15 protein-coding genes are annotated in these 13,248 nt (G+C 44.3%); 10 read left to right on the top strand and 5 right to left on the bottom strand.

Annotated elements, in window-relative coordinates:
• The first annotated feature begins 21 nt into the window (after window positions 1–21).
• The 3 genes from ftsY to K0O23_RS03110 all read left to right on the top strand — a co-directional run bounded on the left by ftsY (window position 22) and on the right by K0O23_RS03110 (window position 2,293).
• Complete coding sequence (ftsY, locus tag K0O23_RS03120) at window positions 22–981, top strand: signal recognition particle-docking protein FtsY (RefSeq protein WP_219875936.1); 960 nt, start codon at window positions 22–24, stop codon at window positions 979–981.
• Between the two features lie 12 nt (window positions 982–993).
• The gene (locus tag K0O23_RS03115; RefSeq protein WP_219875935.1) at window positions 994–1,536 is read left to right on the top strand and encodes a carboxypeptidase-like regulatory domain-containing protein; all 543 of its coding nucleotides are present in this window, start codon (window positions 994–996) and stop codon (window positions 1,534–1,536) included.
• Between the two features lie 322 nt (window positions 1,537–1,858).
• On the top strand, window positions 1,859–2,293 hold the full coding sequence (locus tag K0O23_RS03110; RefSeq protein WP_219875934.1) for a hypothetical protein: 435 nt from the start codon (window positions 1,859–1,861) through the stop codon (window positions 2,291–2,293).
• A 15-nt stretch (window positions 2,294–2,308) separates the two neighbouring features.
• On the opposite strand, the gene K0O23_RS03105 is transcribed toward K0O23_RS03110, so the two are convergent.
• A complete protein-coding gene (locus K0O23_RS03105) occupies window positions 2,309–2,845 on the bottom strand; it encodes a hypothetical protein (RefSeq protein WP_219875933.1) in 537 nt (178 codons plus the stop codon).
• 266 nt (window positions 2,846–3,111) lie between these two features.
• Here K0O23_RS03105 and rimO point away from each other — a divergent pair, with 266 nt between their 5' ends.
• The gene (rimO, locus tag K0O23_RS03100) at window positions 3,112–4,425 is read left to right on the top strand and encodes a 30S ribosomal protein S12 methylthiotransferase RimO (RefSeq protein ID WP_219875932.1); all 1,314 of its coding nucleotides are present in this window, start codon (window positions 3,112–3,114) and stop codon (window positions 4,423–4,425) included.
• 136 nt (window positions 4,426–4,561) lie between these two features.
• Complete coding sequence (locus K0O23_RS03095) at window positions 4,562–4,930, top strand: endonuclease domain-containing protein (RefSeq protein ID WP_219875931.1); 369 nt, start codon at window positions 4,562–4,564, stop codon at window positions 4,928–4,930.
• Between the two features lie 38 nt (window positions 4,931–4,968).
• On the opposite strand, the gene K0O23_RS03090 is transcribed toward K0O23_RS03095, so the two are convergent.
• Window positions 4,969–5,346, bottom strand: a complete 378-nt coding sequence (locus K0O23_RS03090) for a PH domain-containing protein (protein WP_246596897.1) — start codon at window positions 5,344–5,346, stop codon at window positions 4,969–4,971.
• A gap of 219 nt (window positions 5,347–5,565) precedes the next feature.
• On the opposite strand from K0O23_RS03090, the gene bshC reads away from it, so the two are divergent.
• On the top strand, window positions 5,566–7,128 hold the full coding sequence (bshC, locus tag K0O23_RS03085; protein WP_246596896.1) for a bacillithiol biosynthesis cysteine-adding enzyme BshC: 1,563 nt from the start codon (window positions 5,566–5,568) through the stop codon (window positions 7,126–7,128).
• Complete coding sequence (locus tag K0O23_RS03080; RefSeq protein WP_219875929.1) at window positions 7,128–7,700, top strand: 5-formyltetrahydrofolate cyclo-ligase; 573 nt, start codon at window positions 7,128–7,130, stop codon at window positions 7,698–7,700. Before bshC ends, K0O23_RS03080 begins: the two co-directional genes overlap by 1 nt.
• On the opposite strand, the gene K0O23_RS03075 is transcribed toward K0O23_RS03080, so the two are convergent.
• The 3 genes from K0O23_RS03075 to mnmD form a co-directional block, all read right to left on the bottom strand.
• Window positions 7,697–8,785, bottom strand: a complete 1,089-nt coding sequence (locus K0O23_RS03075; protein WP_219875928.1) for an endonuclease/exonuclease/phosphatase family protein — start codon at window positions 8,783–8,785, stop codon at window positions 7,697–7,699. The genes K0O23_RS03080 and K0O23_RS03075 overlap by 4 nt on opposite strands.
• Window positions 8,786–9,019: 234 nt before the next feature.
• Window positions 9,020–9,355 carry a hypothetical protein gene (locus K0O23_RS03070; protein ID WP_219875927.1) on the bottom strand — a complete coding sequence of 112 codons (336 nt, stop codon included), beginning with the start codon at window positions 9,353–9,355 and terminating at the stop codon, window positions 9,020–9,022.
• A 168-nt stretch (window positions 9,356–9,523) separates the two neighbouring features.
• Entirely contained in the window at window positions 9,524–10,201 is a 678-nt protein-coding gene (mnmD, locus tag K0O23_RS03065; protein ID WP_219875926.1) for a tRNA (5-methylaminomethyl-2-thiouridine)(34)-methyltransferase MnmD, read from the bottom strand.
• 162 nt (window positions 10,202–10,363) lie between these two features.
• Here mnmD and K0O23_RS03060 point away from each other — a divergent pair, with 162 nt between their 5' ends.
• The 3 genes from K0O23_RS03060 to K0O23_RS03050 all read left to right on the top strand — a co-directional run bounded on the left by K0O23_RS03060 (window position 10,364) and on the right by K0O23_RS03050 (window position 13,247).
• A complete protein-coding gene (locus K0O23_RS03060) occupies window positions 10,364–10,792 on the top strand; it encodes an acyl-CoA thioesterase (protein ID WP_219875925.1) in 429 nt (142 codons plus the stop codon).
• A gap of 21 nt (window positions 10,793–10,813) precedes the next feature.
• On the top strand, window positions 10,814–11,887 hold the full coding sequence (gene rlmN, locus K0O23_RS03055; RefSeq protein ID WP_219875924.1) for a 23S rRNA (adenine(2503)-C(2))-methyltransferase RlmN: 1,074 nt from the start codon (window positions 10,814–10,816) through the stop codon (window positions 11,885–11,887).
• Window positions 11,888–12,005: 118 nt separating this feature from the next.
• Window positions 12,006–13,247: a porin family protein gene (locus tag K0O23_RS03050; protein WP_219875923.1), complete on the top strand. Its 1,242-nt coding sequence runs from the start codon at window positions 12,006–12,008 to the stop codon at window positions 13,245–13,247.
• Window position 13,248 lies beyond the last annotated feature (1 nt).

Below are 13,248 nucleotides of genomic sequence, written 5' to 3'. Positions count from 1 at the left end.
CATCCTTACAAAAACATTGGTATGGGCATTTTTGACTTTTTCAGTAAAGAGAAGAAAAAAGAGTCGCTAGACAAAGGGCTAGAGAAAACCAAAACCAGCTTCTTCGGGCAGCTGAGCAAGGCTGTTGTTGGCAAATCTACAGTTGATGTGGATGTGCTGGACGAGCTGGAGGAGATTCTGGTGCATGCTGACGTAGGGGTTGAAACAACAGTTAAGATCATTGATCGCATCGAGAAGCGAGTTGCCCGCGACAAGTATGTGAGCACCGATGAGCTTGATAAGATCCTGCGCGAAGAGATCGCAGCCCTGCTGGAAGAGAATCGTGCCGGAGACGGAGCCAACTTCGAACTGCCTGCAGGTATCAAGCCTTATGTGATCATGGTGGTAGGCGTAAATGGAGTAGGTAAAACTACTACGATTGGTAAACTAGCTGCTCAATTCCACAAGGCAGGTAAGAAAGTTGTTCTTGGCGCTGCCGATACATTCCGTGCCGCAGCCGTAGACCAATTGATCATCTGGGGTGAGCGTGTGGGTGTGCCGGTAATATCACATGGCATGAACACAGATCCAGCTTCTGTAGCCTACGATGCTGTAAAGAAAGGTGTGGAGCTGAACGCTGATGTAGTGATCATTGATACAGCCGGACGATTGCATAACAAAGTTGGCTTGATGAACGAGCTTGCCAAGATAAAGCGTGTGATGCAGAAAGTAACCGAGGATACCCCACATGAGGTATTATTGGTGCTTGATGGCAGCACAGGTCAGAATGCGTTATTGCAGGCACGTGAATTTACCAAAGCCACTGATGTTACGGCGCTTGCCATTACCAAACTGGACGGTACAGCCAAGGGCGGTGTAGTGATCGGTATTTCAGATGAATTTAAAATTCCGGTGAAGTATATCGGAGTTGGCGAGAAAATTGAGGACTTACAACTGTTCGACAAGCACGAATTCGTTGAGTCTTTCTTTTCACGCAAGTAAAGTATAAAAGCCATGGAGAAGCTTCTGGTGTTGCCGTTGGCGCTACTGTTTATGCAATGCAACGGTTCTAAGTCCTCGCAATCTGCCAACCCACAAGAACAGACGGAACAGGCAAACACACAACAGAAGCAGGCACCTGTTGCTACTGCCGAGCAAGCACAGGACCAACAGGCACCCATAGAGCAAGGTATAGCCGGTATAGTGCTGTGGCAAGCTGGTAACCAGATGCCGTCGCCGGATGCGCCGCCAAGCAAGGGCAGAGGTGTGCAACGCACCTTATACATCTACGAACTTACCAACAGCAACCAGGCAAAAACCACAGATGGTGTTTTCCATACCAATATCCAAACTAAACTAGTTACGCAGGTTACAACAGATGCTAACGGCAATTTTGCAGTTAGCCTGAAACCCGGTAAGTATAGTCTTTTCTCAAAAGAAGAAAAGGGACTGTTTGCAAACCTTTTCGATGGAGAGATGAACATCTATCCGGTAGAGGTACAGCAGGGGCAGGTAACACAGGTAGAGTTTCTGATCAATTATCAGGCAAGCTATTAGTAGTTTCCAGTAAAGCCTTAGTTAAAAATCCATTCCCAAAGTACACTTTGTGCTTAGCTGCATTCCAATAGTTTGCTGCCCCAGGCTCATGTTTACCTATATGCCAATTCTGGCATTTTCATTAAATCCTGTCAATAGAAAAACTAATTAGCACTCATAAGTATTGCTGCGAAACAAAAAGCAACTTCGCTGGTTCTACAGAGAACTGTAACAAGAGGTGGAGTCTAAATGCTGCACTATAGCTTATTGAAAAGTAATCTGAAGCAGATATGTTTCTACTGGAGAGTTTATAACTTAGGCTATATTTAAATGAGCACCTGTAATGAGGGTAATTAATATCGGCCTGATGGAGTTGGCACACGACGAGGCTTCTGCAATATTAAGTGTGAAATGGGCTGATGAGTTAAGTGTTGAGTCTGAGGAGTTTTTCCAGACAGTGGTTTCCCTATTCGAATACATGTATGAGAAACAAGTAGAAAACCTTGTTATAGATTCGGGCATACCTGCTGGCGGAGTGCTTAATGAAAGAATCATTGATGTCTTTATCCAAAACATTCCAAACACCCCTCTAAAGAATATCTTGCTCCTGGAGTCGCCGGACTACCTTTGGGACAACAACCTGTACCAGGTAATTAAGCTGCTTGTAACAAGTTATCAACTGCCGATAGCAGTTGAGCTAATGAAAAATAAGGCTGATGCACATGCATGGCTGCTACAGTCTTTAGTTACAAGTTGCCCTCGCACAACGGAGAACTAACAAAGCTGTATTGTGTTACTGTCTGTTAAACTTTATGCTTTTAAGCATTTCATCTAAAGCCTTCTCTGCTGCCTCTTTCTTGTCCTTGTCGTATTCCAAAGTTCCTACCAGTATACTGTCTCCGGTTTTGTTGTAACTTCTAATCAAGAAGTAGCCCTTATCTTTTCCAGCATCTTCGAAGTTAGCGACTACCACAGACTGGTTCTGATAGTGTTTAATTGAAGAGCTGTACACTTGAGGTTGAGACAAGCTGAAGAGGTAATCTATTCCTCTTTTCTCTTGTTCCAAATAATTAGGCTTTGGCGTAATTGAACCGGCATTTAACTGAATGAGAATGTCTTTCCCTTTATAAGTCTCACCATTAAAATGCTCATGAGAGATAGGAGAAGATTTGCCTTCACTTGGTTTAAGAGCAGTCAATTTCTCTTCTGTTAACTTTTCAACCTTATTGGGCAGGGTTATAGTAACGATATCGTGTATTGTAGTCTGTTGCTGCCCGAAACTATTGAAATAGACCAAGAAGCTGATTAAGGTGAGTATAGCTTTTTTCATTTTGTTTTTTTGATATATAATTACTGGAAAAGTTAGAAGTAAGCAACACTATCGCGCCAGCCTCCCTCAAAAATAGATAAAGGAGTAAAAGAAAAATGAACCGCTTAAGTATAATGGGAGCTGCCAAAGTATAAGAATCAATTGCTTAGCTGCCTGCCCTTTATTACACAAACATGTTGTACCTTTGCAAACTGGTTTTCAAAACGAACCATTATAGCCTGATAAAGGTTTTTATCGATTGTAGCGTATTCATAAATATAGATTAAGTGAAAGTAAGATCTTTAAAGAAGGATAAGGTAAACGTAATTACATTGGGTTGTTCTAAAAACCTGGTGGATTCGGAAGTACTGATGGGGCAGCTGCGTGCCAACGAGTTTGATGTGGCGCACGAGTCTGACAAAGACGATTCTAATATCATTATCGTAAACACCTGCGGTTTTATAGATAATGCCAAGCAGGAATCTATTGATACCATTCTGCGCTACGCTGATGCTAAAGAGGCTGGCCAGATAGATAAGCTGTATGTAACAGGTTGCCTTTCACAGCGCTACAAAGATTCTTTAGAGGCAGAGATACCGCAGGTAGATGCCTACTTCGGTACGTTGGAGTTGCCGCGTCTTCTTAAAACCCTGGAGGCTGACTACAAACACGAACTGATTGGAGAGCGTTTGTTAACAACACCTTCGCATTACGCATACTTTAAAATTGCAGAAGGCTGTAACCGCCCTTGCTCTTTCTGTGCCATTCCTTTAATGCGCGGCAAGCACGTAGATCGCCCAATCGAGGACCTGGTGAAGGAGGCGAAGCGCCTGGCAAGTATGGGAACAAAAGAACTTGTACTTATTGCCCAAGACCTTACTTATTACGGCCTGCAGCATTACGGAGAGCGCAAACTGGCCGACCTGTTAAAGAACCTGTCTGATGTAAATGGTATCGAGTGGATACGCATGCAGTATGCTTACCCATCGCAGTTCCCGATGGAGGTGTTTGATGTAATGAACGAGCGCGACAATATCTGTAAATACCTCGACATGCCACTGCAGCACATCTCAGACAATATGCTGAAGACCATGCGCCGTGGTATCAGCAAGCGCAGAACAATTGAGCTGGTAGACCAAATCCGTCAGCGCGTGCCGGATATTGCGTTAAGAACTACGCTAATCGCAGGCCACCCAGGCGAAACTGATCAGGACTTCCGGGAGCTGTATGATTGGGTAGAAGAGACGCGCTTTGACAGACTGGGTATCTTTACTTACTCTCACGAAGACAACACGCACTCCTATACTTTAGAAGACAACGTGCCGGATGAGGTGAAGCAGGAACGTGCCGATGCTATTATGGAGCTACAACAGGGGATTTCTGTGGAGATGAACGAAGAGAAAGTAGGCAAAACTTATAAGGTATTATTCGATCGTAAAGAAAGCGGCTATTTTGTTGGCCGCACGCAATACGATTCTCCGGAAGTTGATAACGAAGTACTAGTACCTGCTGATAACAACTATGTACGCCTTGGAGACTTTGCTAACGTGAAAATTACAGATTCTTCTGATTTTGACCTTTATGGCGAGGTGGTGAGTTAACCTCTCCCCTGCCCCCTCCTAAAAACAGGAGGGGGTGTAGAGATACTTTTAAGCCCACCATATTGGTGGGCTTTTTTATTGGGGCCGGAGGAACATATCAGAGATGCTATAGTGTTAGCTGGCAAAGTAGAAAATTATGCGGAACGACCAGTTGCACAGCTTACCCAAGCTAAGGCAAGTGCGATCACGATTGAGAAGTAATATGACGCCAGCAGAAAAGGAATTGTGGGGCTTGCTTCGAAAGCGCAGACTGGGTAGTTGCAAATTCAGAAGGCAGCATAGCATCGGCAACTATATTGTGGATTTTTACTGTGCATCAGAAAAATTGGTGATTGAGGTTGATGGTTCTGTGCATGACACTCCTGAGGCAATAGCCAATGATAAGGTGCGGGATGAGACACTTCAAAATTTAGGCTACAAAGTTGTCCGCATTAGAAACAGTGAAGTGTTTGCGCAACCTGAACAGATACTACAAAGAATATCTGCTACTTTTAAACAGCTTTAAAGTACCCCCTCCTGTTTTTAGGAGGGGGCAGGGGGAGGTCACAACACATACTTACTCAGCACCCGATACGCCTCGTTAATATTATCACCCTTTCTGAAATCCTGTTTTATAGTTGGCTCTGTCTCTCCGGTAAGCCAAATCTTGAGTTCTGCATCCAGGTCGGCGATGCCGGCGCTTTCTTTCGAAAACATCTTAATGCTACTGTAGGGTATACTTTGATAGTCGATCTTAGAGCCGGTTATGCCTTGCTTGTTTACAAGTATAAGCCGTTTGTTCGTGAACACTAGCATGTCCCGGATCAGCTTGTATGCCTTTTCTATCCGCTCATCTTCTAAAAGTATAGGCTGAAACTCCTTTGTTATTTTTTCGATGGACACCTCAGAGGCGTGTCCCATTATACCGCTTAGTAATCCCATAGTTTTATCTCAATCGTATAAGCTATTTACGTTTTATAATTGATAAGTTTTATCGCCTGGCCTACTGCAGTTGCTTTCTGTCGTAATGTCTGCGATAGCGTTATAAAAACTTTAACTTTGCAAGACAGCTAATCAAAGTATAAACGCTGCAACACAATTGGGTTAAAACTGTTAAAGAGGCTATACCCTACGCCAAATACGCTGATGGAAGTATCAACTATGAAAGTGATTAGAATGGATTACGCTGCTACAGGCGCGTTTTCAAAAACAGTAACAGACTATCTCTGTCAAAGCGAAAAGCTATTACCTTTCTTTAACCGCTTCCCAACGCTGGATGCTTTTGAGGAACAGATAAAAGAAAAAAAGTTTAGCAAAGAACAAAGGCAGGCACTACACCAGGCACTTCAACAACAGTATACTTCCATCTCTGGTATCCACTCCAAAGTGCAGCAAAATATAGACTTGCTGCAGCAGCCTAATACCTACACTGTTACCACCGGCCATCAACTCAATATTTTTACAGGCCCTTTATACTTTATCTATAAAATCATCACAGCCATAAACACCTGCAAACAATTGCAGCAGAGGTACCCGGACTACAACTTTGTACCGGTGTACTGGATGGCAACCGAAGACCATGACTTTGCCGAAATCAACCATTTTAACCTGTTTGGCAAGGGGTACAAATGGGAAACAACACAAAAGGGCGCAGTAGGTCGTTTTTCAACAGAAGGTTTAGATAAACTACTGGAAGAACTGCCGGAAACCTATCCTGTTTTTGATGAAGCTTACCGTAACAGTAAAACCCTGGCCGATGCAACCCGTGCCATTACGCATGCTTTGTTCGGGGAGTATGGTTTGGTAAGTATAGATGGGGATGATGCTCAACTGAAGGCAGCCCTTACACCTGTAGTAGAGAAAGAACTGACGGAACAACTGTCCAATAAGTTGGTTGAGGAGGCAAATGCGCAGTTAGAGAATACAGGCTACAAACCACAAGTATACTCTCGCGAGATAAACCTGTTTTACCTAAAGGATAGCCTGCGTGAGCGTATTGTGCAGGAAGATGGCAAGTATAAAGTGCTCAATACTGATCTGAGTTATACGTTAGAAGAAATGCTGCAGGAGGCAAACCAGCACCCGGAGCGCTTTAGCCCGAACGTTATACTCAGGCCGCTGTATGAAGAGTTGGTGCTGCCAAATCTGGCGTACATTGGCGGAGGGGCTGAAGTGGCTTACTGGTTTCAGTTAAAGAAGCTGTTTGAGGCTTGCAACGTTGCCTTTCCGATACTGATGCTGCGCAACTCAGCACTTTACATTACACGTGGTAACGCCAGCCGCATGCACAAATTAGGCTTGAAGCCGGAAGAAACGTTTCAGTCTTACCTCGACCTGAAAAAGCACCTATCCAGCCAAATACACGAAGAGGAGATAAACCTGGAGGCACAGCGCAAAGCTGTAGCAGCTGCCTTTGCAGAAGTTGAGGAGTTGGCCCAAACCATAGATCCTACCTTGGTAAGGGCAGTAGCTGCTGAAGAGCAAAAAGCTAATAATGCGCTGCAGATGCTGGAGAAGAAGATATCAAAGGCACGCGACGCCAAGCACGAGCAAACGTTTAAGCAACTAGAGAACCTTAAGGAGAAACTGTTTCCGAACGGCAGCCTGCAGGAACGCCACGACAACCTGCTTACTTACCAAACCAACAACCCGGATTTTATACCTGCCCTGGTAGAGGCATTCGACCCACTCGAGTTTAAGTTTACTATACTGGAGGAAGAATAATGCAGAAGGCTGAACTGCGGAAACAGATGTTGCAGAACCGTCGTGCTTTGCCAGCAGAAGTTGTTCAAAAGCGCAGCGAAAGTATAGCTAATCAGTTTTTTAGTAACTTTCCGCTTGAGGCAGAGCAGACGGTGCACGTATTTTTGCCGATCATTAAAAATAACGAAGTAAATACCTGGCCTATAATTGAGCGGCTTAGGCAAGAGCATCCCGAAGTACGTGTGGCAGTACCTGTAACCGATGTGGCTCAGAACATACTTACTCACCACCACCTGACCGACGAAGCTGTTTTACTAGAGAATGCCTGGGGTATACCAGAGCCGCAGAATGCACGTATCATTCACGCAAACGAAGTAGATGTTGTGCTGATTCCTTTGCTGGCTTTTGATAAAGCCGGGCACCGTGTAGGTTACGGCAAGGGCTTTTATGATCGTTTTCTGGCTGATTGCCGCCCAGATGTACTAAAAATCGGGTTGTCGCTGGAGCCGCCTGTGGAAAGTATAGCAGACTCTAATCCATTTGATGTGCCGTTGGATGCCGTGGTGATGCCGGATGGAGTATGGTATAGCTAGTTCCCTTCCTCCCTGGCTTCTTTTTTGCCTTCCTCTATTGTTTCGGTTGCTTCTTCTTCTGTGTCCTCGTCTGCTTCTGGCTTTTTCTGCTCACCCTTGTTTTCAGGAGCATAGCTTAGTTTGATATAGATCGGGAAGTGGTCAGATGCTATATCGGGTAGCCTTTCCATAACGATCAGTTTAAAATGATCGGAATGGAAAATATGATCCAGGGGCCAGCGCAGAAGCGGGTAGTTAGCATTAAAGGTGTTATAAAAGCCTCGACCAATGCGTGGGTCCAGCAGGCCGCTTACTTCCTGGAAAAGCTCAGTGGTTCTGGACCAGGCCACATCGTTAAAGTCGCCGGCTACCACAACCGGGTATTGTGAACTGGTAATGTCGCGGGCAATCATTACAATCTCTGCGTCGCGCTTCTTGGAGTTGGGATCTTCGGTTGGTACAGGTGGTTTAGGATGTACAGCATGCAGTTCTACCCAAGTACCACTACGCAGTTGCACAAAAGTTTTAATAGAAGGAATATCATCATCAAGCAGATAGCTTACAGTTTCCTGGCGTAGAGGTAGCTGGCTGTACAAGTGCATACCATACGTGTTATCCAGGGGGATTTCTACCCGGTATGGGTATTTTTTAGAAGCAGGAACTACAGCTTGCTGCCATACAGAATCCGACTCTAGCAGCAATAAAATATCTGGGTTCTTCTCCTGGGTAAGATTAATCAGCTTCTTATGTTCCTTGTTATCCATCAGTACGTTGGCAACCAGTATACTTAGAGTTGCATCTGTTGCACTGTCCGCTTCTGCCTGTTTTACCTGGTTAGGTGCTATAAAAGTATAGGGGTAAATGTTGAAGGCCTGATATACAATAGTTATAGCAAGACCGCCAAGCAGGAACTTATCTCGGATGCGATTCTTTGGGCCTAACCACAGGTAAAGTATAAAAATGATGAATGCCAGAGCAAAAATTTGCATGCGTGGGTAATCAAACACGCGTACATACCATTGCTGTGCATCAAGCAGGGGCAAAGCTGTAGCAAGTATAGAAAAAGTGCCTAAGGCCTGCAGAAAAATAATTGCTGCGTTTTTCATGGGTGCGTGTTAAGGTAATGCAGCAGGTGTATTAACAGTTGCGAATATTGTTTATACAGCAGCAGTACGCAATTAAAAGTATGAAGTTAAGAAGCCTGATAACATAGCCTGAAACCATGCCGACCCAAAAGAGCTGTAGCCTGTATTTTTTAAAACAGCCGCTATACCTGTGCATAAACAAAAACGCCCTTCCGGTTTATATCAGAAGGGCGCACGTATGTTTATAGCAGTTGCTTATTTTTTCTTTGCGTTCAGGCTTTTTAGCTGCTCAACCGGACCAAATTGCTTCTGCTCCATGGTTTTGCCTCTCAGGTATATTTTCCTAAGCTGTACTTCTACGGGGGCCATCGTACGGGTCATCTCAGACGAAACAACTTTTACATAAAACTCTCTGGCTTCTAAGGCAGCACCTCGCTCAAAAGCATGTACTTGCTGATTTTTATTTACAGGCATTCCCGGAATTACGTGGTAGTTTGTGCAAACAACCTCATACTTTGACTGGAATGGTTTTACTACGCCTCTGCCAATTGCCCTTAATGGGCTGAGTGCTATTCTAAAAAATTTCTTCATCAGGAATTAAATTTGTAAAGAGTGTTTCATGCTTTTGCAAAATAATACATTATCCGGAAAGTTAAAGTTCAATCGTTGAATAAATGTACTGGTGCAATAATAATATAAGTATAATACTAATTATTGTGGCTTAACTTATTGATTTACAGTATGAAAAAGTATGGGGAACTACTCTACAAGCTTTAACCCACGTGTCATTTCGCGTTTGCCCGGAGGTCCCGGCAGTGCCTCTACCACAAAGCCGGCGGCCTTTAGGTTGCGCTTAAATGAGCCCTTGGCGCAGTAAGTAACCAGCACACCACCAGGTCGTATGGCATTGTAAAGCTTCACGAACATTTCTTCCGACCAAAGCTCCGGCTGTTTCTCAGGGGCAAAAGCATCAAAGTATACTATGTCGTAGTATGATTGCGGCGCTACAAACTCCTCAAGCGTTTCGTGCATCTTCTGCAGCGTAAAGTATGGAATCAGATCTACCGGCTCATTCCAGGGAGCAGCATGCATTTTTAGAAACACATCGTGCAGTTCCGGGTTAAGTATAACCTTATCGAATTGCAGCTGGTTTACCACCTCCTGCTGCAGCGGGTGTTTCTCTAAAGTGTCGTACTGTAGAAAGGCTTTTTTTGCTAGTGCAAAAGGGTAAGTAAGTATAGCGTTAAGGCCTGTTCCAAATCCAACCTCCAGAATTTTGATATCTTTTTTAGAAGACATCACATGCTCCAGCCCATGCTTTATAAACACATGCTGCGACTCCTGCAATGCACCATGCACCGAGTGATAATGCTCGTTTAGCTCAGGTACATAAAGCGTGTTAGAGCCGTCTTTGGTCTGTCGGATTTCGAGGTGCATGTTTTTTGTATTACTTTACAAAGGTAAGCAAACCTAGGCACAGGCTACAACTAATACTGATTTATTGGCAACCTTTAAATGCCAAGCACAAATAAATAATAACTTTCGGCAGCTTGCGTCTTTATGCAAGTATAAAACTAAATCTATTACAAAAGAGCACAAATGGCAAGAATAAAAGTAACTATACCAGAGCATATACACTTTGAAACAACCATACCCGTACGCATAACCGACCTTAACTACGGCAACCACCTGGGCAACGATGCGCTGCTTTCTATCATACATGAGGCGCGCATGCAACTGCTGGGGCACTTTGGCTGGAGTGAGCTTAACATAGGCGGAGCCGGTATGATCATGGCCGATGTGGCGATAGAGTATAAAGGTGAAGGCTTTTATGGCGATGTGCTACGTATAAAACTGGCTTTCGACGATATCAGCAAGTATGGCTTCGATATTACGTACCATATTGTAAACCAGCAGGACAAAGAAGTGGCGCGCGCTAAAACAGGAATGTTGTGCTTTGATTACCAGAACCGGAAATTAATGGCCCTGCCTGCCGAAGTAAAGGCGAAAATTGAAACTAAAGCCTGAAGATTTTTGTAATTTTGCAGTATGAATTTGATTGCAGATATAAACATCATCAATAAAAAAGACATCCGTAAGCTAACACTTGACGATATGAAGGCGTGGCTGGTGGAGCAGGGCGAGAAACCGTTTCGTGCCAAGCAGGTATACGAGTGGCTCTGGAAGCACTCAGCCCAGTCCTTTTCAGAGATGAACAACGTGAGCCTGGCTTTGCGCGAGAAACTGGAGCAGTGCTTTGCCATTAACGCGGTAGAGGTGGCTACTGAGCAGCTGAGCAACGACGGCACGATCAAATCTGCTTTTAAACTTCACGACAGCAATATTGTAGAGGGTGTGCTGATACCGCACAACGAGCGTAAGACCGCCTGCGTGAGCAGCCAGGTTGGGTGCTCGCTTACCTGCAAGTTTTGCGCCACCGGCTACATGGACCGCGTGCGCAACCTAGATGCCGCCGAGATTTACGACCAGGTGGTGCGCATAAACGAGCAAAGCATGCGCCAGTACGGTACACCGCTTACCAACATAGTTTATATGGGTATGGGGGAGCCGATGCTGAACTACGCCAACGTAATGAAGAGTATTGAGCGCATTACTGCACACGATGGATTGGGTATGGCAGCACGACGCATTACGGTAAGCACAGCCGGTATTGCCAAGATGATCAAGAAGATGGCAGATGATGGTGTGAAGGCTAACCTGGCTCTTTCACTGCACGCTGCCAACGACGAGAAACGCAACCAGATCATGCCGATTAACGAGACCAACTCGCTGGAGGCTCTAACTGATGCACTGAAGTATTACCATGAAATAACTGACCGCAAGGTAACTTACGAGTACATCGTGTTCGATAACTTTAACGACTCGCTGGAAGATGCCGAAGAGCTTCTGCGTTTCTCTAAACTCATTCCGTGCAAGATAAACCTGATAGAGTATAACCCGATTGAGAATGCCGATTTCGTAAACACCAACGATGATCGCCTGCAGGACTTTATCTATTACCTTGCTGACAGAGGCGTGCAGGTAAATGTGCGCCGCAGCCGTGGTAAGGATATTGATGCTGCCTGTGGGCAGTTGGCCGTGAAGGAGAAGAAGACAGCGTAATATCAACACTTCTGTAAAGTATACAAGAGAGGGCTTCCTGAAAATTTAGGGAAGCCCTCTCTTGCTTGTATGTCTTTTATTACTTTTGACTATTGATAATATATATATAAAGTACTATATGAGACAGCTTTACAGCTTTTTAGTGATTCTTCTTTTTCCATTAATCTCATTTGCACAAAGTAATTTTAAGCCAGGTTTCGTAGTTCTTTCTTCCGGTGAAAGAGTGGATGGTTTGCTAGACTATAGGGGAGAAGTAAAGCGTGGGAGAGAGGTAGCCTTTAAGCGAAATAATGAAAGTAGCACAGTTATTTATACGCCGGATGCTCTTCAGAAGTATGGTTTTGACCAAGGCCAGCTTTATATAACTAAGCAGGTTCCAGGTTCCGAAAGTGTTGCAAAATTTTTCTTTCTTGAAGCTTTGGCGCTGGGCAAGGCCAATCTATACTTCCTGAGAGAAACAGATGTAACGGAGCGTTTCTTTATCGAAACAGTGGAAGGCAAGCTGGTAGAACTCAAGGAAGAAACGAGGCAGTTAAAAGACAGTAATGGTAAAACCTATAACAGTGTTTTAAAGCCTTATATTAGTGTGCTTACGGTTGCGCTTATCGGTTGCGACGGCATGCAAAGCCAAATTGAAAGAACAGAGCTTAAGCAAAGCAGCCTGAAGAAACTAGTGAACAACTACAACGCATGTGTTGCCCCAAAAGAAGAAGGCTTTGCAAAAGAAGGAGATCATAAATTCAAAGTTTCTGCCGGTGTTCTGGTGGGAGGATCAGTGCAGCAACTCACTATCTCAGGAGAAGAAGAAGCAATTAAGTACTACGGTGAATTTGACCCTTATACCTCTATAACCGGAGGCATAGCAGTTGATTTGAACCTTAGAGAGGTTAACGAGAAATTATCGGTTTACACAGGGGCTTTCTATTCCAGACTAAAAACCCAGGCCTTTAACAAAGCAAAAACCCTGAATGGATCTGAGGGTGAATTTGATGTTAGCTTTGATGCACAGTTTCTTTCATTTCCGCTTATGCTCCGCTATACATATCCCAAAGGTAAACTCAGGCCTTTCGTGAACCTTGGGGCAAGCTATACTTTACTGCTGAGTATGGACGGTGTTCGCCATTCTGTTTATAATAAAGATACCTCCTACGAAAGGCAGTATACAGGAGACGCAATGGAGAAGTACAAAAAAGCAAATTTCGGTTTGATAGGCGGAGCAGGGATTTTGGCTCCTATTTCTAAAAAGATGGACTTTGTGACCGAACTGCGTTTATCGAGGAGAGGAGGATTTTCGAGCGCGTTGGCAGTAGATACTAAAATACAGGAAATCAGTCTCGCTGTAGGTATTATGTTCAAGTAAA

It is taken from the genome of Pontibacter aydingkolensis (genome assembly GCF_019443125.1).
In the GTDB taxonomy this organism is placed as follows: Bacteria; Bacteroidota; Bacteroidia; order Cytophagales; family Hymenobacteraceae; genus Pontibacter; species Pontibacter aydingkolensis.
This window is presented reverse-complemented; position numbering and strand designations above follow the sequence as displayed.

What these genes read in the sequence shown, in the direction of transcription:
- ftsY (WP_219875936.1), top strand. Translation starts at nt 22, where the DNA reads ATGGGCATTTTTGACTTTTTCAGTAAAGAGAAGAAAAAAGAGTCGCTA.
- K0O23_RS03115 (WP_219875935.1), top strand. Translation starts at nt 994, where the DNA reads ATGGAGAAGCTTCTGGTGTTGCCGTTGGCGCTACTGTTTATGCAATGC.
- K0O23_RS03110 (WP_219875934.1), top strand. Translation starts at nt 1,859, where the DNA reads ATGAGGGTAATTAATATCGGCCTGATGGAGTTGGCACACGACGAGGCT.
- K0O23_RS03105 (WP_219875933.1), bottom strand. Translation starts at nt 2,845, where the DNA reads ATGAAAAAAGCTATACTCACCTTAATCAGCTTCTTGGTCTATTTCAAT.
- K0O23_RS03095 (WP_219875931.1), top strand. Translation starts at nt 4,562, where the DNA reads ATGCGGAACGACCAGTTGCACAGCTTACCCAAGCTAAGGCAAGTGCGA.
- K0O23_RS03090 (WP_246596897.1), bottom strand. Translation starts at nt 5,346, where the DNA reads ATGGGATTACTAAGCGGTATAATGGGACACGCCTCTGAGGTGTCCATC.
- bshC (WP_246596896.1), top strand. Translation starts at nt 5,566, where the DNA reads ATGAAAGTGATTAGAATGGATTACGCTGCTACAGGCGCGTTTTCAAAA.
- K0O23_RS03080 (WP_219875929.1), top strand. Translation starts at nt 7,128, where the DNA reads ATGCAGAAGGCTGAACTGCGGAAACAGATGTTGCAGAACCGTCGTGCT.
- K0O23_RS03075 (WP_219875928.1), bottom strand. Translation starts at nt 8,785, where the DNA reads ATGAAAAACGCAGCAATTATTTTTCTGCAGGCCTTAGGCACTTTTTCT.
- K0O23_RS03070 (WP_219875927.1), bottom strand. Translation starts at nt 9,355, where the DNA reads ATGAAGAAATTTTTTAGAATAGCACTCAGCCCATTAAGGGCAATTGGC.
- mnmD (WP_219875926.1), bottom strand. Translation starts at nt 10,201, where the DNA reads ATGCACCTCGAAATCCGACAGACCAAAGACGGCTCTAACACGCTTTAT.
- K0O23_RS03060 (WP_219875925.1), top strand. Translation starts at nt 10,364, where the DNA reads ATGGCAAGAATAAAAGTAACTATACCAGAGCATATACACTTTGAAACA.
- rlmN (WP_219875924.1), top strand. Translation starts at nt 10,814, where the DNA reads ATGAATTTGATTGCAGATATAAACATCATCAATAAAAAAGACATCCGT.
- K0O23_RS03050 (WP_219875923.1), top strand. Translation starts at nt 12,006, where the DNA reads ATGAGACAGCTTTACAGCTTTTTAGTGATTCTTCTTTTTCCATTAATC.